This window comes from Planococcus sp. MSAK28401, assembly GCF_018283455.1.
Taxonomy (GTDB): domain Bacteria; phylum Bacillota; class Bacilli; order Bacillales_A; family Planococcaceae; genus Planococcus; species Planococcus alpniumensis.
This window is the reverse complement of sequence record NZ_JAAMTH010000001.1, coordinates 2,497,270-2,518,660: the sequence shown is the minus strand read 5'-3', so window position 1 is coordinate 2,518,660 and position 21,391 is coordinate 2,497,270. Positions and strand designations below refer to the sequence as shown.

Genomic DNA, 21,391 nt, shown 5'->3' with positions numbered 1-21,391 from the left:
ATGAAACAAGCGATCCATTTTGGAGCAGGAAATATCGGCAGAGGGTTTATCGGGGCGTTGTTCTCGGAATCCGGCTATCACGTGAGTTTCGTCGATGTGGCGGAACAAGTCATCGACGGGTTGAACGAACAAGGCCAGTACCGCGTCAACATGGCGCAGGAGAGAGAAGAGAGCGTCTTGGTGGAGAATGTGTCGGGGATTAATAATATGAAAGACGAAGACGCAGTCATTGCGAAGATCATGGAAGCGACGTATTTGACGACGGCGATCGGGCCGAACATCTTGCCGCGCATCGCGCCGTTGATCGCGCGTGGAATCGAAGCGCGCGTCAAAGGCAATTTGGCGACGGGACCGGATTTGGTGCCGGCGTCTGATTTGGATGTGGCGACGGACATGAGCGCGGGTTCGGAAAAATTATACATCATTGCCTGTGAAAACCAGATCGGCGCGACCGATATTTTGAAAGGGCATATTTTAAGCCATTTGAGCGACGAAGCGAAAGCGGATCTCGCGGGGAAAGTGTATTTCTTTAATTCGGCAGTCGACCGCATCGTACCGATCCAGGAAGGCCATTCGCTTGATGTCTTGGTCGAGCCATATTACGAATGGGTTGTCGAGACGACTGAAGACATTCCTCACGTTTCCGGCATGACGATTGTCGACGACTTGGCGCCGTTTATCGAACGCAAGCTGTTCACGGTCAATACGGGGCATGCGGTTATCGCGTATTACGGCTATCTCGCGGGCAAAACGACGATTGATGAAACTTTGGATGATCCGAAAATCGAGCAGGAAGTGCGGGAAACCTTGAAAGAGACCGGGGCGTACCTCGTGAAACAATACGGCTTGGACGAAAACGAACACCTCGCGTATATCGATAAAAACATCGAACGCTTTAAAAACAGCTATTTGAACGACGGCGTCACGCGCGTCGGCCGCGCGCCGATCCGCAAACTCGGGCCGGAAGACCGCCTCGTGCGCCCGGCCGTGCAAGCGCAAAAAGCAGGATTAGCGTATTCGCATCTCGCGAAAGCGATCGCGGCAGCGTTGTTGTTCGATTATGCAGAAGACGAAGAAGCGGTGAAAATCCAGGAAATGATCGCACAAGGCGGGCCGGAGCGCGTATTGACAGAAGTCAGCGGACTCGAAGCCGACAGCGAACTGGCGAAAGAAGTTGTGCGCCAGTATGGGGCGATGAAGAAGTAGTTGTCCCTGTGCACCACACAATTCAAACCGCATCCCGGTGGCCGAAATGGCGCCGGGATGCGGTTTTTGTGTTGAGGATGGTGGTTTGCGTCCCTGTGCGCCACACAATTTCGACGGGGAGTATTCTTGCTTGTCCCTGTGCACCACACAATTTGACGGGCCGAAACCCCGTCGCAGCGGCATTTGATTGTCCGTTCGTCCCTGTGCACCACACAATTTCACACGTGACGGTATACTTTTTGTCTGTATGTGCGGTTAAAGTGCGTACTTCCCAAGATGCAGGGCAGGACTTACACTTGGGGAGCATCAAAATACGCATATGAGGAGCTACACATAGATGAAATTACAACTAGCATTGGATTTAGTAGATATTCCACAAGCCATCGAATTGATCAAAGAAGTTGAAGGGTCGATCGATATCGTGGAACTGGGCACACCAGTCATTAATAAAGAAGGATTGAAAGCCGTACGCGAAGTGAAAGAGGCGTTTCCGCACTTGGAAGTATTGGCAGATGTGAAAATCATGGATGCGGCGGCTTATGAAGTCGGCAATGCTGCGGCTGCTGGAGCGGACATCGTGACGATTCTTGCGCAGGCGGAAGATTCGTCGATTAAAGGCGCGGTGGAAGAAGCGAAGAAACTTGGCAAGAAGATCCTGGTCGATATGATTGCTGTGAAAGACATCGAAACACGTGCCGCTGAACTGGACGTGCTGGGAGCGGATTATATTTGCGTCCACACGGGCTATGATTTGCAGGCAGAAGGCAAAGATTCATTCGCAGACTTGCGCACCATCAAAAGCGTCGTGAAAAATGCGCAAACGGCGATTGCTGGGGGCATTAAACTTGAAACTTTGCCGGAAGTGATCAAAGCGCAGCCGGATTTGATTATCGTCGGGGGCGGCATCACGTCTAAAGACGATAAGCAATCAGAAGCGGCGAAAATCAAAGCGCTGATGAACGAAAGTGTGACGGTTTAAATTGAACGCTTCTGGATTCATGAATGAAATTTCAGCCGAACTTGCGCATACAGTCGGGCAAGTGAGTGATGCGGAAGCTTCCCGGTTGGTTACTGCGATGGGGCAAGCCGACAAGATTTTCGTCGCAGGCGGCGGTCGCTCGGGGTTCATGGCAAAAGCGTTCGTCATGCGCATGGTGCATATGGGCTTGAACGCCTATGTCGTCGGCGAAACGGTGACCCCGAGTTTGGAGGAAGAGGATTTGTTCATCGTCGGCTCGGGCTCCGGCGAAACGGGCAGTTTGCTTGCGATGACGGAGAAAGCCAAAACAATCGGCGCAACGGTCGCGGCCGTGACAACTAATCCGGCATCGTCGATCGGCAAGCTTGCCGATCTTCACCTCACCATTCCGGCGCAAGCCAAAGCGGAAGGCGCGAGCGGCAAATCCATCCAACCAATGGGTTCGTTGTTCGAGCAATCGCTATTGGTGGTGTACGACGCGCTCGTCTTGGCGTATATGGAGCAGCAAGACATTACAGCCGATGCGATGTTCGGCACACACGCCAATTTGGAATAGCAGAGAAGTAAGCTTGGGTCTGGAAGCGATTCCGTCTCAAGCTTATTTTTTATGCCAAGCTTACCTATTGGACAACTCGCTCGCAGAGGTGCAAAATTGATAGAATAGAGGACAGTGCGAAAGGATGATCTGATGAAAATACATGACGTGACGGGTGCTATTTTTGAAGGCATGGCCGTCTATAAGGACACGGCGGAAAAACAGCCAAAGTTCCATCAAGGAACCGATGGCTATGTAACAGAAACGCGGTTGGAGCTGGACGTTCATACCGGAACGCATATTGACGCGCCGTTGCATATGCTGCCGGGCGGCGAGACCTTTGAATCGATTCCGCTGGAGCGTTTGGTCGGTGATTGCAAAGTGGTCGATTTGACCAAGGTGACAGGCGGAATTTCACGCGCGGATTTGGAAGGCTTTGAAATCGATAAAAATGATTTCGTTCTGCTGAAAACACAAAATTCGTTTGACGACCATTTTAATTTTGAGTTTGTGTATTTGGCGCAGGACGGAGCGAATTGTTTGGCCGAAATCGGTGTCCGCGGCATCGGCACCGATGCGCTTGGCATTGAGAGAAGCCAGGAAGGCCATCCAACACATAAAACTTTATTCAAGAACAACATCATTATTATAGAAGGTTTGCGGTTGAAGGATGTCGCACAAGGCGACTATTATATGGTCGCGGCGCCATTGAAGTTAATCGGCACGGATGCCTCACCCGCAAGAGTCTTATTATTTGAAGGAGCGAGCTTATGTATAAAATGATCGCAATTGATTTAGATGGAACATTACTGAACGATGAGTTGACGGTGACAGAGGATACGATGGCAGCAATTCGGCAATCGATGGAACTTGGGGTGGTGGTGACGATTGCGACGGGAAGAATGTATCCGTCCGCACAGCGCATTGCCTTGGAGTTGGGCCTCGATGCACCAATGATCACGTACCAAGGGGCGATGATCAAATCGGCGATGAGCGGAGAAGTGCTGCGTGAGCGCGTCGTGCCGTTCGAGATCGCGCAAAAATGCATTCATTTGGCAGCGGAGAAGCAAATGCATATCCAAGTGTATCAAGACGATGTGCTCTACAGCGCCGTTGATAACGAACAAGTCAGAGCGTATTCCGAAGAAGTCGGCGTCGGCTATGAAATCGAACCGGATCTCCTTAAGCTCGCGAAAAACGGCTTCATGAAATTGCTGTTTATCGACGAACCGGAAGCACTCGCGCCGGTGCAGAAAGAATTGCAGACCATGCTCGGCGATGAAGCGTGCATCGAGAAATCCAAATTGCGCTACCTCGAAGTGACACATCCGGAAGCGAATAAAGGCAGCGCCTTGAACTTCTTGGCCGAAGAGCTCGGCATCGACCGCTCACAAGTCATCGGCATCGGCGACAACCATAACGATGCGGACCTCGTAAAAGCAGCCGGATTTGGCATCGCCATGGGCAATGCCGTCGACGAATTAAAAGAGCTCGCGGACTACATCAGTTTGTCGAACAACGAAGAAGGCGTGCTGCATGTACTCAATAAATTCATTTTGGAACCGCGGACAGCATCGGTTGATTCGGCACAGTGAGCTATGGGTTTCAGTAGACGGATAATAATGAAATGCGTGAACGATGGAGGGAAAATGAATGCCCAATTTGGGAGAGAAGACATTTAATTGCGAAAAAGAATTGACCCTTTCCATCATCGGCGGAAAGTGGAAGATGCTCGTGTTGTGGCATTTAGGGAAATCCGGCACGAAGCGCTTCGGCGAGTTGAAAAAACTCATGCCGGGCATCACCCAGCGTATGTTGGTCAACCAACTGCGTGAACTTGAAGATCACTTGATCGTCCACCGCGAAGTGTATCCGGTGGTGCCGCCAAAAGTGGAGTATTCGCTGACGGAGCAAGGCGAGAGCTTGATGCCGATTCTCGACTCGATGTATGACTGGGGCAAGGGGTATATGGAGCGGAATTTGAAAGAGTAGTTGTTGGTGCTGTCCCTGTGCACCACACAATTCCAACCGTATTCTGGCAGCCGAAAAGGCGCTGGGATGCGGTTTTTTTGTTTTGGGGGTTTGCTTGCGTCCCTGTGCACCACACAATTTCAAAAAATATTTGCATAGATCTAGAAGTTGCTTGATAATCGTACGAGGGTTGCTTGTAGGAACATTTTGGAAGTTGTGTTGAGCAGTTGTAAAGTTATTGGAGGTTCGATAGATGAAGAAATGGCATATTGGATTGATGGCAACGGCTGTACTTTTAGCAGGGTGCAGTGAAGAAAAGGCAGAACAAGAGGCGACTGAGTCTGCAAATACAAGTGAGCAAGTTACTGAATCGGAAGAGCTGGAAGTCCCTGAATACAGCATTGTAGAAATGGACGTTTTTGAAGATGCGGGAATTATACGCCGGGATTACTGGGTGCTCCCTGACGATATTTTTATTTCTGAAGAACAGATTGAATTATTGATTACCGATGCAGTCGATGAGGCTGAGGATGACGGGCCGTACAATTCTGTTTTGATTAACGTTATTGATGATGAGCGGTCCATAGATGAACTTCGGACGTTCGCAGAGGGCCAACATTCTCCCTATGGGAATTGGGCGCGATCAAGTGAGGTGGAAGCGGGTGATTACTCGAACCACGAACTTGTCATTGAGCTGGGTTCAGTAAGGAGTGGTCAAATTCCCGCCGACTATGAAGAAGGCACGTATCCTACTAAGGAAGAACGTGACGTGTATTATTTTATACTAGATAAGGTACTAGACGAGCGTGCCAGTGTAGATCCAGAAGAGTTCTTTGATGAGGAGAAGTTTGTAAGGGAGGCAGCAGAAGAGCTGTCTATCAGCTATGAGGAAGCACAGGATACTGTTAATAAAGTAAGAGGTCGGTGATGGTTTAAATACGTCCCTGTGCACCAAACAATTTGCCGGCCGGAAATCCTGTTGCGGCGGTATTTGTGCGCCCGTTCGTCCCTGTGCACCACACAATTCAAACAAAAAAAGCCCGTTCCAGGGAAGGAACGGGCTTTTCTTATGGAGATATTAACGGACGTTCATTTCGTTCGGGTGGGCGCCTTTGCGGCGGTTTTTGTCCAACCCGTTGATTTGGTTCATGTCCTCTTCGCTTAATTCGAAATCGAAGACGTTGAAGTTTTCTTCAATGCGGGACGGCGTGACAGATTTCGGGATGACGATTGTGTTGTTTTGCAGGTGCCAGCGCAAGACGATTTGAGCTGGTGATTTTTTGTGTGCTTCAGCGATTTGTTGAATCACTTCGTCTTTCAGTACTTCGCCCCCCTGGTCAAGCGGGCTCCATGCTTCAACGAAAATATCATGCTGCGCACAGAATTCTTTTACGTCATTTTGTGCCAAGTACGGATGGCATTCAATTTGGTTTAGCACCGGCGGTACGTCGCATTCATCCAACAAGCGTTGCAGATGTTCAGGTTGGAAGTTGCAGACGCCGATCGCTTTGACGCGGCCGTCTTTGTATAGTTTTTCCATCGCTTTATACGTCTCGACGTAATTGTCGAATTCAGGTGTCGGCCAGTGGATAAGGTAGAGGTCCACGTAATCGAGGCCAAGGCGCTTAAGGCTTTCGTCGAATGCGCGCAAAGTGCTGTCGTAGCCTTGGTCAGAGTTCCACACTTTTGTGGTGATGAACAAATCTTCACGCGGGACAGTTGTTTCTTTCAACGCCTGTCCGACGCCTTCTTCGTTTTTATAGATCATGGCTGTATCAATAGATGTATAACCAGTTTTCAGTGCAGTCGTTACGGCCTCAGCGGCTTGATCGCTGTCGACTTGCCATACACCGAATCCTAGTTGGGGCATTTCGAGTTTATTATTTAATGTTACATGATTCACGGGACATTTCTCCTTTTCGTGTTTTTATCACAACAATCTTTAGAATACCCTAAAATTAGAGGGTCTAAGCTTTTTTGTTTGTGTCCCTGTGCACGGCACAATTTGAGTGGAGAGATTGTTGTCGTAGAGGGGATTTGGTGAGCGCTTGTCCCTGTGCGCCACACAATTTAATGAGCTATTCGTGCGGCGAGTTGAAAAATGGTTATTTTTACTATTAGGTGTCAAAAATTTCAAATGCTACAAACTTATGACCTGTATTTCATTTTGATTTGATGTTTATTTGCGGTTCTAGCAATAATTATTAATAGAAAATTCTGTATTATTTTTTGTTAACAGAAATCACTGCAGCTCGAGGCTTTTTGGCACCTGGGTTATTAATTGCGGAAAAGGATAAATGTGTTAATATTCAGTTATTAATGCCTTTATGTTAAATATAGTAAAAAAAGGAGGCTTTAATTTAAAAAGGAAATAATTTACTCGTTCAACCATAACTTGATTTTTGGCTAACCAAAAAAAGAGGAGGAAGATGAATGAAGAGTTATTCTGGAAAGAAATTAACGTTGAATGGCAGGTCGAAACTATTTTCGGTGGCACTGATGGCAGGGGTGTTGGCGATGTCGCCGCTGTCGGCTGAGCTCAGTACCGGCAAAAACGGTATTTCGCTTCAACAAAACTCCGCACAAGCAGCGGGACTGGCGGACATTTCCTTGCTTGAAGACCAAGGCTTGCGGGCGGATTATAATTCGACGACCGGCGTGTTGACCTTGGACATTGATGGGGAAGTGCTGCTGAATGTCGGGGCGCTTAACGAACAATATTATAATTTCCAGCTCCCGGAAGCATTCCAGGAGATTTTAGCGCTGCCGAATTTCCAGGACGCAGCACAGATCGAGTATGAACAACGGCTCTTACTTGGCTTGATTCCTGTGAATAGCGGCACGATCAGCGGGGATGATTTGGATGTCGATCCATCCACCGGGCTCATCACGGGCACGAGTTTTGAGGCTCTCAACTTGAGCGTCGCGTCTACGTTAAGCGCTGAGCTGGTGATTGATTTGAACGCGCTGGGCGAAGACTTGCCGGTGAGCGATTCGGGTGAACTGGAGTTCTTCGGAGCTGCGACATCTTCTCCTCTGGTCGATGTGTTCGTACTGACGGATGAAGGCGCCCAAGCTTCCTTATACAACTTGGAGAACACTGATTTGTCCGTAGGCACGGTGACGGATCAGGATACAGTCGTTGAAGGAATCAAGAAGCGAGGTTCCGCGACAGAAATCCGGGTATTTGACGGCGATGAAGAAATCGGCAGCGGCACAGTCGACAGCGACGCCAATAGCCCCTACTCCGTCGACATCCCTCAGCAACAAGCGGGAACTGTGTTGACGGTCCAAGCGTATACTTCTTCTAGAGATCCTGTAGGCGAAGCGTTGGAAGTGACGGTGAGTGATGTGACAGCACCTGAAACGCCGGATGTGGACGGTGTGACCGACCGGGATACATCCGTCACGGGAACCGGTGAGCCGGGAACTGAAGTGACGGTGACCAAAGAAGATGAAGTGATCGGCAGCGGCACGGTGGACGGGTCCGGCAATTTTGAAGTGGACATTGCGGAACAGCCGGGCGGCACGGAACTCGGCGTCTTTTTGACGGATGACGCGGGGCTCACCAGTGAAGCTGTCGTCATTACCGTTGAAGATACGACCGCACCGAATGCGCCGGATGTCGATGGTGTAGAGGAAGGCGCGACAGAAGTGACAGGATCCGGTGAGCCGGGGGCAGAAGTCATCGTTACGACACCAGACGGATCGTATACAGGCGTGGTGGATGAAGACGGCAACTTCGCTGTGGAAATTCCGGAGCAAGAAGCTGGAACGGATATCACGGTGGTGCTGGAAGATGAAGATGGCAACACGAGCGACGAGACCGTCGTCACTGTGGAAGATGTGACAGCTCCGGATGCGCCGGTGCTCGATCAAGTGACCAGCAAATCGACAAGCGTCAGCGGAACGGCTGAAGCGGGAAGCACGGTCGTCATTTGGGCCGGCTCCGAAGAATTGGCGAGAGGCGAAGCCGGCAGTGACGGATCGTTCACTTTGCCGATTGACGCGCAAGATGGCGACACGGTGCTGACGGCGATTGCGATTGATGACGCGGGGAATGAAAGTGACGAAGCGACCACGACAGTCGTTAAGGTCGAAGCGGAAGTGACCGACCGGATTTCAGGAATTAATCGTTACTTGACGGCAATTGCGATTTCTCAAAAAGGCTGGGATTCAGCCGATACAGTAGTCCTGGCAACGTCACGTAACTTCCCGGATGCACTCGCTGGCGGCCCGATTGCCTATCAGGAAGATGCACCGATGCTCTTGACGATCAATAATAAATTAGGGACTGAAACGAGAGAAGAAATTGAACGCTTGGGAGCTAAGAAAGTTATCATTCTCGGAGGCACAGGAGCCATTTCTGCAAACGTTGAAGCGGAGCTAAGAGGCATGGATTTAGCGATTGACCGAATTGGAGGCAAAACGCGTTACGAAACGGCGACTTTGATTTCTGAAGAATTGCAATCCGATGAAGCGGTAGTGGTAAGCGGCTTGAACTTCCCCGATGTGTTGTCAGCTTCTCCATATGCGGCGAAAAACGGCGTACCGATTCTCTTAACACGCGCAGACCGTTTGCCCGCTGAGACGGAACAAGCGTTGGAAGACGTGACTTCTACTCAAGTTATCGGTGGAATTGGAGCAGTAAATGAAGATGTTTTCGATGAATTGCCGGATCCAACCCGTTATGGCGGCAAAAACCGCTATGAGACAGGCAATGAAATCGCTACGCGACTAATGATTGAAACCGATAAAGCCTATATTGCTACGGGGCTAGATTTCCCGGACGCGTTAACCGGTTCTGTTTTGGCAGCAAAAAATGATTCCCCGATCCTCCTGGTTCTTCCTGATAGAATCCCGGAAGCGACGAATGAACTATTGCCGAATTACGACGATTTCACGATCTTCGGCGGAACGGGCGCGGTGTCAGATAAGGTGAAAGGTTTATTGGATAAAGAATTGGAAGATTGATTGTCCCTGTGCGCCACACAATTCCAAACGCATGTCCGCTGCCAAAAAGGCGGCGGGATGCGGTTTATTGATTCACGGCGTGAGCGAGCGTCCCTGTGCGCCACACAATTCAAGCCGTATTTCCACTGCTGAAAAAGCGTGGAAATACGGTTTTTGGTTAGGGAAGGTATTTTTTTCGGGTGCGCCAGACAAAAGAGAATAGTCAGGGTAATCCATCTTTATTTAAGTCACAGAATCGGTTGTATCAGAGGTCACGGCTAGATAAGAAGAGGAATCCGAAGGTGTGTGGAGAAGATACGGGGAAAGGGATAAAATGGATAAGGAGGAAACGGCCATGAAACATGGAGGCGCGTCGAAACTTGCAGGAGCTTTGATCGGATTGTTTACTGGGGTCTTGATTGGCGCTTTTCTCGGACTGGTCATCGGCGGTACGTTTTTGGGCGGATTGGACATTCATGAGCATCTCGGGCTCGAAGGATATGAGCTGGCGGCGTATGTGGGAGCTGTGATTGGTGGTGTGGCTGGACTGGTGTTCGGGGTTCGCCGGATGGGTTCGTGATGTCCCTGTGCGCCACACAATTTGCTGGACTGAAATGCTGTTGTGGCAAGGTTTTACTGTTGGTGTGTCCCTGTGCATCACACAATTTACAAGAGAAGATCGGTATATTCGGCTACTTAATCGTTCCATTGATCATTGTGATCGTGGTGAACATTGTCATGAAATTCATTTTGAAGGACAAGGAGAAAAAAGATAAAGGGTTTGTGCTGTTTTATCAAAGGCTTTCTTATAGAAGAAGATTTATTCGCGCGTTATGGGGAATCCCATTTATGCTGCTGATGTATGGCGTGATCTATCAGCTGGAGGTCTTTACCGAAACGCAGCTGCAGGTTGTCGCGGTGGTGTTTGTGCTAACGGTGTTGTTTGATGCTGGATATAATTATTACCGGTGGAAAAAGCAAGAGCAGGCGGTGTAAACTGTCCCTGTGCACCACACAATTCCAACCGCATCCCCATTGCCGAAAAGGCGCGGGGATGCGGTTTTTTGATGCGCGGAATGCTTTGGCGTCCCTGTGCGCCACACAATTTGACTTGCTTCAGGCGATTTAGAAAAGAAATGATTGCCAAATAAGAAAGTGAATTACTATTAATTGGAAAATAATGATGTTACAATAAGCGGGAATTTACCAGCCACGGAGAACAGGCGAAAGGGGTCAACAATTTGAATACATCCAAGAAATTCGGAATTATGTTGCTTACGGGAGCGGCGGTGTTTCAGGCCGCGGGATTGGCGTCAGCGGATGAAGGCAATCAGACTGATCGTGTCATCGTCACACTTGAAAAAGGAACCAGCAGCCAGGCGCTGACAGGAGAAAACATCGATGCCTTGAACATCAACACAGCGAATGAAGTCGTGACGGTCGAGGTGCCGGAAGGGCAAAGCATGGAAGATTACATAGAACAACTCGGCAGCACAGCCGGCGTCACGAAGGTCGAGCCAGACCATTTGCTCAAAACGACGGCGGTGCCGAACGATCCGTATTATTCCTTCCAGTACCATCACGGATTGATCGGGTCGGAACTGGCTTGGACGAGAACGATGGGGACGACGGATGTGTTGGTCGCCGTGCTCGATAATGGGTTTGATTTGGATCATCCCGATTTGAAAGGCCAAATCGTAAGTTCTTATACCACTGCCACGAGCATGAGCGAAGACGATCATGGCACGCATGTTGCGGGCATCATTGGCGCTGCGCATAATAACCGGACATACGGCACAGGCGTTGCACCGGGAGCCGGTTTGCTGGCCATTGATGTGTTTGAAGATGAGTTGGCTTATACTTCGGACGTGATTGAAGGCATCTATTACGCGGCAGACGCAGGAGCCGACATCATCAATATGAGCCTCGGAAATTATTATTGGAGCGAACCTTATCAGGCGGCAATTGATTATGCGCATGAACGCGGCACGATGGTGATTGCATCTTCCGGAAATGATTTTACAGACGATACGCATTATCCATCGGGTTACGAAAACGTCATGGCGGTTGGGTCGACGGACCGCGCCGATCGGTTTTCAAGTTTCTCAAATTACGGAGCCGACCAGGATATCTCAGCACCCGGCACCGGCATTTGGTCGACGATCGCCGGGGGCAGCTTCGCTTCGATGAGCGGGACTTCGATGGCGAGTCCAGTCGTGGCAGGAATTGCTGCGCTCGTGAAAGCGAACGAGCCTGATTTATCGAATGAAGAGATCGCACAGCGTCTGTATGATACTTCGATCGATCTCGGCGCAGCCGGGAAAGATCCATATTTCGGCCACGGGCGCATCGATGCAGAAGCGGCGTTGATGATTTTTGACATCGCACAGCCGGCTGTCAGCGATGTCTACGATAGCTCGGTGGAAATTACCGGCACTTTGGATCAAGCGGTGGAAGACGCCGTGATTACTGTGGAAAATGAAAATGGTGAAATCGCGCGTACAGAAGGCTATGCGGGAGCGGGCAAGTTCAGCGTGGCCATTCCGAAGCAAGCAGCCGGCAGCGTATTGTCCTTGACGGTTCGCGATCGCTACGGCAATCAAAGCGAAGCGCTGGAAATCACCGTGAAAGAAACACAACCTGAGAAACTCCCAGGGCGCATTTCCGGAATCGACCGCTACCAGACCGCAATCGCGATTTCACAAACCGGCTGGGAGTCGGCTGATACAGTGGTCATCGCCACTGCCGCTGATTTTCCGGACGCTTTGGCCGGAGGGCCGCTTGCTTATCTAGAAGATGCGCCAATTTTATTGACCCGTTCCGCTGAACTTCATGCCGACACACGCAAAGAAATCCAACGTCTGGGCGCCGACAAGGCGATTATTCTAGGCGGCAGCGGGGCTGTGTCGAATGCGGTCAAAACGGAACTGGCTGGAATGAACCTTGCGACCGAACGCATCGGCGGCAAAACACGCTACGAGACAGCGGCTTTGATTGCAGAGAAAATGGACGCTAACCGTGCCGTCGTTGCAAGCGGCTTGAACTTCCCGGACGTCTTGTCGGTGTCGCCATATGCCGCGAAAAACGGCATCCCGATCCTGTTAACGCGCAGCAAGGCGTTGCCGAAAGAAACGGCGGATGCTCTTGAAAACTACACCTCCAGCTATGTCATCGGCGGAATCGGTGCGGTGAGTGACGACGTATTCGGCCGCTTGCCGAATCCGGAACGCTTCGGCGGCAAAACGCGCTATGACACAGGCTACGAAGTGGTAACACAGCTTGCACTCGGCGATAGCCGTGCATTTATCGCCACGGGCTTGAACTTCCCGGATGCCTTGACGGGATCGGTTTTAGCAGCGAAAAACGACGCGCCGATTCTACTCGTGCGCCCTGATAAAATCCCGCCTGCGACCGAACAACAGCTGCCGACATATCGCGGCTTCTCGATATTCGGAGGAACGGGCGCGGTTTCGGAAGACGTAAAAGGAATGCTTGGGAAGCAGCAGTAGTTGTCCCTGTGCACCACACAATTCTCGGAGCAGGAATGTTGTGGTGGCGGGGTTTCGGTACTTGATCGCCCCTGTGCACCACACAATTCGAGCGGATTTAGGTGTTGTCCCTGTGCAAGACACAATTCACGAGGGGAGAATCGTGCCGTAGCGGTATTCCGTTGCTCACTTGTCCCTGTGCAAGACACAATTCAGCAGAAAAAAGAAGCATCCAACCGTGAAAACGGTTGGATGCTTCTTTAAATTGTGTGGCGCACAGGGACGCATCAGAAAAAGAAATTCACCGAGCCCCCGCGGCGCCTGGTATTCCGAGAAAGAACGACACCAAAATTGTGTGGTGCACAGGGACACATTGTCACTCACACCCTATATTTCAGGCGCTTCAAGCTCTTCTGTCTTCATGTCTTCTTCCACTTTCTGTCGATACTTCAAGCAATATTGGCAATAAGCCGCGTTCGTTTTTTCGTGAGGAAATGGCATCAGCGTGGAGAGAAAGTAGCGATCTAAAAACGGAGGAGCTGGCAGATCTTCGTCCCAATAATACGGAAACGAGCTATACGGATAATGCGCAAGGCGCGCGACCAGTGGCGTGGATGTCTGAATGGGGTTTCGGTGGATGTAGCTGCTGACGACCAATAAGCCATGCGCCGAAGCGATTTCCTTCGCGAAAAAGCGCTTTTGATAGATGCGCCCGACATGATTGTAGCGCTTGCTGTAGGAGTAGCTATAGCGGCGGTTGATCATGCTCATAATTTTGCTGAGCGAATCCTCTTTCGGTTTAATCAAAATATGATAATGGTTGGTCATGAAACACCAGGCGAGAATGGTGAACGGATAGCGCTCGTGGGTGTATAAAAAGGCGCGTTTTAATTCGTTCATATCTTCTTTTGTGCTGAAAATGGGCTGCCGGTTGTTGCCGCGCATGATGACGTGGTAATAGGAATCGGGGTTGAACTCGCGTCTTCTCGTCATGAGTTGCCACCGTCCGTTCGGGAGGTGCTGGAAAGTTGGTGGCAGTAAGGATGTTCGGGAATCGGGGCGTTTCGGGTAGAGGCTGAAGAACTGCTGGGGAATAAGGAAACTGGAGACGGAGGAATAAAAAATGTGCTTATAAAAATCCCTTCTTTCTTTTAGAAAATGTAATCTCGTTCAGTATAATCGACGGGTGAAAAATAGTATACAGAATTGTGTGATGCACAGGGACAAAACCAAAAACTACAGCCTCAAAACCTCTACACAGCAAGCATGCGAGTATGTCGAATTGTGTGGTGCACAGGGACACACCAGAGAAAACGGACATTCCCGGCGCCCCCAAAAAACACCACTGTCAGAATACGGCGTTGAAAGGGTTTTCATGATAATATGAGAATAACGGCTTTGCCGAGAGAAAATGGAGGAATGAATTTTGAAGACGATGGGATTTGTAATTAGCCGCAAGAATAACGAGAAGCGGCGGGCGATTTTGCCGGCAGATGTGAAGCAGGTGGCCCATCCGGAGCGCTTGTATTTTGAGCAAGGCTACGGTGATGTGCTGGGGCTGACAGATGAGGATTATCGGGCGGTGGGCGTGAATATTGCCACGCGTGATGAGGTCTTGTCTTGTGATGCGATTGTCGATGTGAAACTGGGTTTTGCGGATTATTTCGATCAATTGGAAGACGGCAAGTTGTTGATCGGCTGGGCGCATGCGATCCAGGATGTTAAGTTCACTGACGGCGCCATTGCCGGCAAGCATACGGTCGTCGCTTGGGAAGAGTTATTTGAAGGCGGACGTTATATTTTCTATCGCAACCGTGAAGTGGCAGGCGAAGCGGCTGTGCTGCAGGCTTATCAGCATTGTGGCAAGATGCCGTACGAGACGCGTGTCGCGATTCTCGGCAACGGCCATACCGCTAAAGGCGCGATGCGCATCCTTCACGGATTGGGTGCGGATGTGGATGTTTACGGCCGCCGCGCTGAAGCGTTGTTCCGCGAGAAGATGGTGGATTACGATGTGCTTGTCAACTGCATCATGTGGGACACGACGCGCACCGACCGCATCATCTACCGTGAAGATTTGAAGCGTTTAAAAAAAGGCGCGATGATCATTGACGTCAGCTGCGATCCGGAACTCGAGATCGAGACTTCGACGCCGACAACGATCGACAACCCGGTCTACACAGTAGACGGCGTCATCCATTATGCCGTCGACAACACGCCGGCGATGTTCCCGCATACGATCACGAAAGTGCTCAGCAACGGCTTTGCGCCAATGCTCGATGAATTGCTTGAAGGCCATATGTCCGAAATGGTTCAACGTGCCATTGTCATCGAAGACGGCATCATCAAAGACCAGCGCATTACCGAATTCCGCCAAGCGCGTGGAATGGCAATTTAATAATAGTAGAAACCGATCATCCGCCTTTGTCACATTGACATGGGCGGATTTTATTATGGACATTCATTCAGAAAATAGTCATTGCTACCTAGTGGGGCGCGCTATATAATAAGTTAATTGATCTATGTCGTGGTGATAAAATTTTTTTGATCATTTTTTCTAAAAAGCTTCCTTCACGGCAAAGAAATCAAGGGAGGCATGACATGAAACTGTTTTCGGTTATATTTTTCAGCTCGATTTTGGGTTATTTGTTATTGATGCTGGGATCTCTAGTGGGTGGGATTCTGGCTTTTGGCATCTTATTCGGCTGTATTTTCAGGGTATTGTATTTATTGAATGACCTTCATAAAAAAATGTCGAAGATGCCAAGTGACAAAACCGGGAGCCCTCACGCATCCCGCCATGTAATTTAATAAGCAAAATCTCAAGAATCAAAAAGATAGGCAGTTGCTGTTTGAAATTTTGAAGAAACTATATGAAAAAGGGGATAGAGAGACATGATGGCGACTGTTCACATTGAGACAGCGGATGATTTGGTTCGCGTCATTGGGGAGTTATGGAAGAAGAAATCGCTAAAAGCGGCAAAGGAGTTTTTAACAAGTATCCCAAATGAAGAGGAATTCTATCGCTTGATCCGCATGGCGGATGAATCGGATTTATATGGCTATAGCAATTTACTGTCGACGGCAAGTTATAAACGCTTTGGCACGTTGCGGTCATTTGCCTGGCATTGCGTGCGTTTTATGGAAAATGGGCGCAGCCTGGAAGCGGAAGAGAAGATTCTCGCTCGGCTGCAAGGCATTCATGCCGATAGTTATCAAGACGAAGAATTGATACACGCGCATCATGTATTGATGAAGGTCTATTGCCAGTTGAATCGTATCCCGGAAGCTGCCGAGCAATTGGCACGCCTGCAAGAGCTCGGCGGTGCACGACCGGATCAGGAAGCATTTTTCGCTCTCCATAGCGGAGACTGGGACGGCGCAGAGAACATTTTGGTACGGGCACTTCCGGATACGAACAGCCGTTGGAGTACAAGCATTCACCTTTTGTATGCAGACCTACTAGCGATGCGTGGGGCCCCGGCCCGTTCGCTGGAGTTATTGATCGGGGCTGCTGAGGAGTTCCCGAAAGTCCATGCTTTCCACACGGAACAGATTGGAAGATTGCATCAGTTGGGCCGTTTTGAAGAAGCCTTGGCTGAGATGGAAGCGGCGGTCGAGCAGAACCCTTATCATTCGCGTAAAAAGCTGTTTATTCATTTGACAGCACATTGCTTGTACGAATTGGAACGCTTCGATGCACTGCAGCAATGGGTCGCCAAGCATCCCCAGGAATTGAAAGACAGTCTTTATACCAAAGTCGAGATCAACCCGAACGGCAAGTATAAAAAACTCTCGTTGACCCCCGAAGTGCAGAAACTTAATTATTGTGTCCCTGCCTCACTATCGTTGATTTTGCAAGCATTCGGCAAGCCGGCGACGCAAGACGACATCGCTGCGCACGTCTTTGATGTGACGGGTTCGAAATTGCAGACGACCATGTCCTATATGGAGACGCTCGGCTTTACTGCCCGCTACTTTAAAGGGACGATTGAGCGCTATAAAACTTTCATCGATGCCGGCGTTCCCGTGCTGCTCAGCATGATGATCGAAAACAGCGCCCATGTGCAGGTCGTGGTTGGATACGATGACCGCTTGCAAGCTTTGGTCATTCAAGACCCGAATGATTTGGGCCCGTTCCTCGTTGCCTACGACGAAGTGCCGAAAATGTTCCGCATGACGGATTCGCTGAGCATGGCGTTTGTGGACGATGGCCGTAAGGAATTGCTGGAAATACTGAATGATGCAGATCACCTGTTCTTTACGGAAATTTATGCGCTTCTTGATGTCGAGCCGATCAATGAACCGCAATTTGTCGATTTTTTGGAGCAGCACGAAGAACAGCGCTATGCAGCGGCCATCGGATTGACGATGGCGCTTGCCGGCAAGTCCGTCGAGTGGCACGAACAATGGTTGGAGCAGCTGAGAGCTGAGTTCGATGCCCACGATGCGGAATTGGAATTATTGGAAGCGCATCTATATTTCCAAAAAGACCAAGGCCAAAAAGCGTTGTCCGCTTTGCGGGAACCAGCACATGCCAGAAGCCCGTATGCATTGTTTTTAAAAGCGGCCATTTCCATGAATGAAGGAAAAGTGGAGCAAGCGATTCCTTTAGTGAAACGATCGATTGAACTCGACCATTACCAGCCCCTCGCCTATAGCCATTTGGCGCGCTGCTATTTGGAAGGCGGGCGCATTTTCCAGGCTTATAAATGGTCGAAAATCGCAATTGGCCAATTGCCGGAAGACATGTACGCACAAATTACCCACGCCCTCATCCAATATGAATACGGTGCTGTCGAGCAGGCTTACCGCCGCTTTACGGAGTTGAGCCAAACTCATCCGGACGATGGCTACTTCCTCTATGAAATGGGCCGCTGCCTGCAGGCATTGGATAAAACGGAAGAAGCACTGGACAGCTATCGCCAAGCACTCGCTTTGGATTCGGAACAGCCTTTTGCCTATTTGCGCATAGCCGAGCTGTACATGGAAAAAGAGCGCTGGGTGGAGGCGCAACAGATTATCGAAGAAGGTTTAAAGAATAAATTGGATCAAGATATCCTTCATGTTTATCTGGGCCATATCGCAATTGAGCAGGAGCAGTTTGATCAAGCAGAGGCCGCTTACAGGCGTGCTTATGAATTAGATCCCAAAGATTTATTCACACCCGTCCACATCGCACAAGCTTTATACGGCCAAAAGCGCAGCACCGAAGCATTAGCATTTTTAAAGCAAGACATGGAACGGGCAGATGCCGGCTACCGGATGCGTGCCGCTGACTTGATCCTAGAACAATCGGAGGATCTGGCATCTGCTGGGGAAGCATTGAAAATCATCGAAGACGGCTTCAAGCTTGCTGAAGGGGAAGAGTTGTACATGCTCGCTGAACGCTATAGCGAGTTTGGGGCTGCCCCGAGTTTGCGGCACAGGGTCATCGCCGGATTGAAAGAGTTGCGAAAAGCCGGTGACCCGCAGATTCTGTGTTTGGAAGCAGAACTTCATGAATTGGCTGGGAATGCACGTTTTGCAAAACATCTCTACGAGGCGGCTGGAGATATCCCGTTGGCTCTCTTCAAACAAGGCCAGCTAGCCGAAACGAGTGGCGCGATCGCAAGGGCCACTGCATTGTATGAACGGGCGGCTGGACAGGAAGCTGGATATGCACCGGCTCTGGGCGGGTTAGTGCGCTGCTATAGAGAGAGTGGGAAAAACCAAAAAGCATTTGCGGCAGCGCTGGATTTTATCGCAGCTGAACCTTTATCCGCTGTCTTGCCAGATTTGGCCGAATTGGCCGCAAGCCCAGCTGAGATAGAAAAATTAAACCGCTTGCTCGACCGAATCGAGGACCAGGTGCCGGCTGAATGGCTATATGCTGCACAGGCCCACGTCCAAGAAGCAGCGGGTGAATTGGACAAGGCGGAGACACAATTTTTGCAGGCAGTTAAAGAACCGGGTGCTTTTGCTTCCCGTTTTCAATATGTGCAATTTTTGAATCGCCACGGCGAGCATAAACGTGCGCTGGACGAGCTCAAGAAGCTGCTTGTGGAAACGCCTGAAGAAGAGGAATTGTACGGCGAATACGTGCTGACACTGGAAGAGCTCGGAAAGATTCCCTTCCTCAAGCGCAATTTGCAGAAATGGTTGCCGGCAGATGCACAGGCCACTGCCTATGAATTGGCAGGCAGTGTGATGATGAACCGGCTTGAACAGCTGGAGGAAGATCCGCCAGCCGGATTCATCAAGCGCATGCGCCATCGCAGCAAACGATTGATGTTTGCCAGCACTATCATCACGCTTTGCGAAACTGCAGCCAAGCTTGCACCAGATCGTGAAGACCCAGCGATCCAACTTGCGCAATTTTATTTAAACCGCGGCATGGCACAGGAAGCGGTCGATGAATTAAAGCCATACGCGAAAACGAAAGCCCCTGGAGAAGCGCAGCGAATGCTGATTTTTGCCGAACTTCAATTGGCGGAAGAAAGCGGAAAACCGAAATTTTATGAGTCCGTCATGAACCGCTTGGAAACCTACAAAAAAACGACGCCGCTTGATGCCGAAATGCTGGCTTGGTGGGGCGAGGCGCTGGAAATTCAAGAGGATATTCCGGGAGCGCTTGAAAAATTGGATGCCGCCATTGCACTGGAACCATTCAATCCGGATCTTTATATTCGCAAATGGAATGCTTTGGAGTCCCTGGATTCTGAAATGCGCATTGAATTGGAGGATAGCCTGCCGGAAGAAATGCACTACGCGGAATGGCTGATCCTCGCCCGGGCGTCAAGCTATTCGACGAAACGCCACGGGCAGCGGGCAAAAGAGATGGTCGAGCCGTTGCTTGCGGATATGCCAGGCTTTGTGCCGGCGAAGTATGAATTGGCCCGCGCACAAGCTGCACGCCATCAGCCACTGGCCGCAAAGACGATTCTAAAGGAACTACTCGAGACGGAAGAGGCTTCCGCGATTTGGGAGATGGCAGTGGAAGAGGACCTATTTGCTTCATTTCTTGTGGAGCTTTCTAGTCCATAAAGAGGAAGATAGTCTCTCGTGATTCGGTTTTGATTATGGTAGTCTGTAGGAGAATAAGACTGCACGGATCACGAGCCACGGACCACAAACCTGAAAGGGGCGTTCCGTATGAAGTTAGAGAGTATCCGCACATTTTTATCCACGCTTCTCGAATATCGCGGCGTGCGCATTACCCAGACCTTCAACTCCGAAGACGGTAAAACGCTTATCGTTCAGTGTGAGCCAAGCACCGGGGGACTGGTCATCCGCGACCTGTCCAATGGCATGACGTGGGAATACAAAACGCTTGAAGAAGCGGCGCAGTTCATTGACAGCTATTTGCATCCAGAGACACCCAAAGTCAACGCCTGAACAATTTTGTTCAGGTGTTTTTTATGCTTTTCTGGTATGTGGAGATAGATTTCCCTTGCTTCGAATAAGCCGATAGAAAAACTCGAAAGTTGCAGTGAACCTGTCAGTTAATTGTAAGAAAAGTGAATCTTTTCAAGAGTTCCAACGTATAGTTGTCATAAGCTTTCTTGGAATTCGATTTTCATTGAAAGGAAAGGGGGAATGGCCATGGAGAGCGGATTCAGTCGGTACAGAAATTTACTGCAATGCGCAGTGATATTGCTTTTTCTGAGCATGATGCTGGTAGGCTGTTCAAATGAAGAATCGGCGGAGAATACGGAATCTGAAGAAATTGTGGAATCAACGGAGACGACTGAACTTGAAGAGAGGATCGATGAAAGCGAAGAAGCGATCCGCGCGGTTATTGAAAAAGAATTCAATGGTCCGGATGAAAAATACAGGGACTTATGGGATGCGATGGCTGAAAAGCAACCCGTGGATCCGAGCGAGGAAGAATATAACGACTTTCTAAAATCCCCTGCATACACGAACTTAACGGATTATATGGAAGAAAGTTACGCGGCGTATTTTACTGACAATGGTTATGATAATTTTTCCAGAAGCGGTGCATTCTACTATAGTTTTAGTGATAGCGACTACCGAATAAGCACTTCGGACATCGATATTGTACAAAGTGACAACGGAGATACGTTGTACAGTTTTACATTCAAAGTATTATACGAAGCAGAGGGCGAGGCGGACGAATATGATTTCGAGGGCAGGGCAATCGTGCCGCAAGAAGGCAAAATCGGTAAAATTGATTTTAATGATAAAGATCAACTAATCGAAGACATCAGATAGCGGAAATTTTGAAACGCAGCCATCGACCGGCTGCGTTTTTTG

The 21,391-nt window shown here is 49.7% G+C and carries 17 protein-coding genes; 15 read left to right on the top strand and 2 right to left on the bottom strand.

From position 1 onward, the window contains the following. The 7 genes from G3255_RS12810 to G3255_RS12780 all read left to right on the top strand — a co-directional run bounded on the left by G3255_RS12810 (position 1) and on the right by G3255_RS12780 (position 5,619). Positions 1-1,206 carry a mannitol-1-phosphate 5-dehydrogenase gene (locus tag G3255_RS12810; protein ID WP_211654819.1) on the top strand — a complete coding sequence of 402 codons (1,206 nt, stop codon included), beginning with the start codon at positions 1-3 and terminating at the stop codon, positions 1,204-1,206. A 337-nt stretch (positions 1,207-1,543) separates the two neighbouring features. Beyond that, a complete protein-coding gene (hxlA, locus tag G3255_RS12805; protein ID WP_211654818.1) occupies positions 1,544-2,185 on the top strand; it encodes a 3-hexulose-6-phosphate synthase in 642 nt (213 codons plus the stop codon). Between the two features lie 19 nt (positions 2,186-2,204). Next, positions 2,205-2,741, top strand: coding sequence for a 6-phospho-3-hexuloisomerase (gene hxlB, locus G3255_RS12800; RefSeq protein ID WP_211654817.1), 537 nt, complete (start codon positions 2,205-2,207; stop codon positions 2,739-2,741). Positions 2,742-2,873: 132 nt separating this feature from the next. Then, entirely contained in the window at positions 2,874-3,503 is a 630-nt protein-coding gene (locus G3255_RS12795) for a cyclase family protein (protein WP_211654816.1), read from the top strand. Next, positions 3,491-4,315, top strand: coding sequence for a Cof-type HAD-IIB family hydrolase (locus tag G3255_RS12790; RefSeq protein WP_211654815.1), 825 nt, complete (start codon positions 3,491-3,493; stop codon positions 4,313-4,315). Before G3255_RS12795 ends, G3255_RS12790 begins: the two co-directional genes overlap by 13 nt. A 58-nt stretch (positions 4,316-4,373) precedes the next feature. Continuing rightward, positions 4,374-4,712, top strand: a complete 339-nt coding sequence (locus G3255_RS12785) for a winged helix-turn-helix transcriptional regulator (protein ID WP_211654814.1) — start codon at positions 4,374-4,376, stop codon at positions 4,710-4,712. A 232-nt stretch (positions 4,713-4,944) separates the two neighbouring features. Further along, positions 4,945-5,619 carry a hypothetical protein gene (locus tag G3255_RS12780; protein WP_211654813.1) on the top strand — a complete coding sequence of 225 codons (675 nt, stop codon included), beginning with the start codon at positions 4,945-4,947 and terminating at the stop codon, positions 5,617-5,619. Positions 5,620-5,769: 150 nt separating this feature from the next. Here the strand turns inward: G3255_RS12780 and G3255_RS12775 are convergent, their stop codons facing one another. After that, entirely contained in the window at positions 5,770-6,594 is an 825-nt protein-coding gene (locus G3255_RS12775; protein WP_349291437.1) for an aldo/keto reductase, read from the bottom strand. 530 nt (positions 6,595-7,124) lie between these two features. Here G3255_RS12775 and G3255_RS12770 point away from each other — a divergent pair. From G3255_RS12770 to G3255_RS12755, 4 genes are all read left to right on the top strand, one after another. Continuing rightward, a complete protein-coding gene (locus tag G3255_RS12770; protein WP_211654812.1) occupies positions 7,125-9,665 on the top strand; it encodes an Ig-like domain-containing protein in 2,541 nt (846 codons plus the stop codon). Positions 9,666-9,999: 334 nt separating this feature from the next. Then, positions 10,000-10,224 (top strand): hypothetical protein, encoded by a 225-nt coding sequence (locus G3255_RS12765; protein WP_211654811.1) that lies wholly within the window; start codon positions 10,000-10,002, stop codon positions 10,222-10,224. 158 nt (positions 10,225-10,382) lie between these two features. Further along, the gene (locus tag G3255_RS12760) at positions 10,383-10,640 is read left to right on the top strand and encodes a hypothetical protein (RefSeq protein ID WP_211654810.1); all 258 of its coding nucleotides are present in this window, start codon (positions 10,383-10,385) and stop codon (positions 10,638-10,640) included. Between the two features lie 245 nt (positions 10,641-10,885). Further along, positions 10,886-13,153, top strand: a complete 2,268-nt coding sequence (locus G3255_RS12755; RefSeq protein WP_211654809.1) for a cell wall-binding repeat-containing protein — start codon at positions 10,886-10,888, stop codon at positions 13,151-13,153. 366 nt (positions 13,154-13,519) lie between these two features. Here G3255_RS12755 and G3255_RS12750 read toward each other — a convergent pair whose 3' ends face one another. Next, positions 13,520-14,125, bottom strand: a complete 606-nt coding sequence (locus G3255_RS12750; protein ID WP_211654808.1) for an REP-associated tyrosine transposase — start codon at positions 14,123-14,125, stop codon at positions 13,520-13,522. Positions 14,126-14,567: 442 nt separating this feature from the next. Between G3255_RS12750 and G3255_RS12745 the strand changes: the two genes are divergently transcribed. The 4 genes from G3255_RS12745 to G3255_RS12730 all read left to right on the top strand — a co-directional run bounded on the left by G3255_RS12745 (position 14,568) and on the right by G3255_RS12730 (position 21,349). Continuing rightward, a complete protein-coding gene (locus G3255_RS12745; RefSeq protein WP_211655869.1) occupies positions 14,568-15,530 on the top strand; it encodes a N(5)-(carboxyethyl)ornithine synthase in 963 nt (320 codons plus the stop codon). Positions 15,531-16,027: 497 nt separating this feature from the next. After that, a complete protein-coding gene (locus G3255_RS12740) occupies positions 16,028-20,158 on the top strand; it encodes a tetratricopeptide repeat protein (RefSeq protein WP_211654807.1) in 4,131 nt (1,376 codons plus the stop codon). A 108-nt stretch (positions 20,159-20,266) separates the two neighbouring features. Next, a complete protein-coding gene (locus tag G3255_RS12735) occupies positions 20,267-20,509 on the top strand; it encodes a hypothetical protein (protein ID WP_211654806.1) in 243 nt (80 codons plus the stop codon). Between the two features lie 207 nt (positions 20,510-20,716). Beyond that, entirely contained in the window at positions 20,717-21,349 is a 633-nt protein-coding gene (locus G3255_RS12730; RefSeq protein WP_211654805.1) for a hypothetical protein, read from the top strand. The last annotated feature ends 42 nt before the right edge of the window (positions 21,350-21,391 follow it).

What these genes read in the sequence shown, in the direction of transcription:
- G3255_RS12745 (WP_211655869.1), top strand. Translation starts at nt 14,568, where the DNA reads ATGGGATTTGTAATTAGCCGCAAGAATAACGAGAAGCGGCGGGCGATT.
- G3255_RS12730 (WP_211654805.1), top strand. Translation starts at nt 20,717, where the DNA reads ATGGAGAGCGGATTCAGTCGGTACAGAAATTTACTGCAATGCGCAGTG.
- G3255_RS12765 (WP_211654811.1), top strand. Translation starts at nt 10,000, where the DNA reads ATGAAACATGGAGGCGCGTCGAAACTTGCAGGAGCTTTGATCGGATTG.
- G3255_RS12795 (WP_211654816.1), top strand. Translation starts at nt 2,874, where the DNA reads ATGAAAATACATGACGTGACGGGTGCTATTTTTGAAGGCATGGCCGTC.
- G3255_RS12810 (WP_211654819.1), top strand. Translation starts at nt 1, where the DNA reads ATGAAACAAGCGATCCATTTTGGAGCAGGAAATATCGGCAGAGGGTTT.
- G3255_RS12770 (WP_211654812.1), top strand. Translation starts at nt 7,125, where the DNA reads ATGAAGAGTTATTCTGGAAAGAAATTAACGTTGAATGGCAGGTCGAAA.
- G3255_RS12780 (WP_211654813.1), top strand. Translation starts at nt 4,945, where the DNA reads ATGAAGAAATGGCATATTGGATTGATGGCAACGGCTGTACTTTTAGCA.
- hxlB (WP_211654817.1), top strand. Translation starts at nt 2,205, where the DNA reads ATGAATGAAATTTCAGCCGAACTTGCGCATACAGTCGGGCAAGTGAGT.
- G3255_RS12785 (WP_211654814.1), top strand. Translation starts at nt 4,374, where the DNA reads ATGCCCAATTTGGGAGAGAAGACATTTAATTGCGAAAAAGAATTGACC.
- G3255_RS12760 (WP_211654810.1), top strand. Translation starts at nt 10,383, where the DNA reads ATGAAATTCATTTTGAAGGACAAGGAGAAAAAAGATAAAGGGTTTGTG.
- G3255_RS12740 (WP_211654807.1), top strand. Translation starts at nt 16,028, where the DNA reads ATGATGGCGACTGTTCACATTGAGACAGCGGATGATTTGGTTCGCGTC.
- G3255_RS12790 (WP_211654815.1), top strand. Translation starts at nt 3,491, where the DNA reads ATGTATAAAATGATCGCAATTGATTTAGATGGAACATTACTGAACGAT.
- hxlA (WP_211654818.1), top strand. Translation starts at nt 1,544, where the DNA reads ATGAAATTACAACTAGCATTGGATTTAGTAGATATTCCACAAGCCATC.
- G3255_RS12750 (WP_211654808.1), bottom strand. Translation starts at nt 14,125, where the DNA reads ATGACGAGAAGACGCGAGTTCAACCCCGATTCCTATTACCACGTCATC.
- G3255_RS12735 (WP_211654806.1), top strand. Translation starts at nt 20,267, where the DNA reads ATGAAGTTAGAGAGTATCCGCACATTTTTATCCACGCTTCTCGAATAT.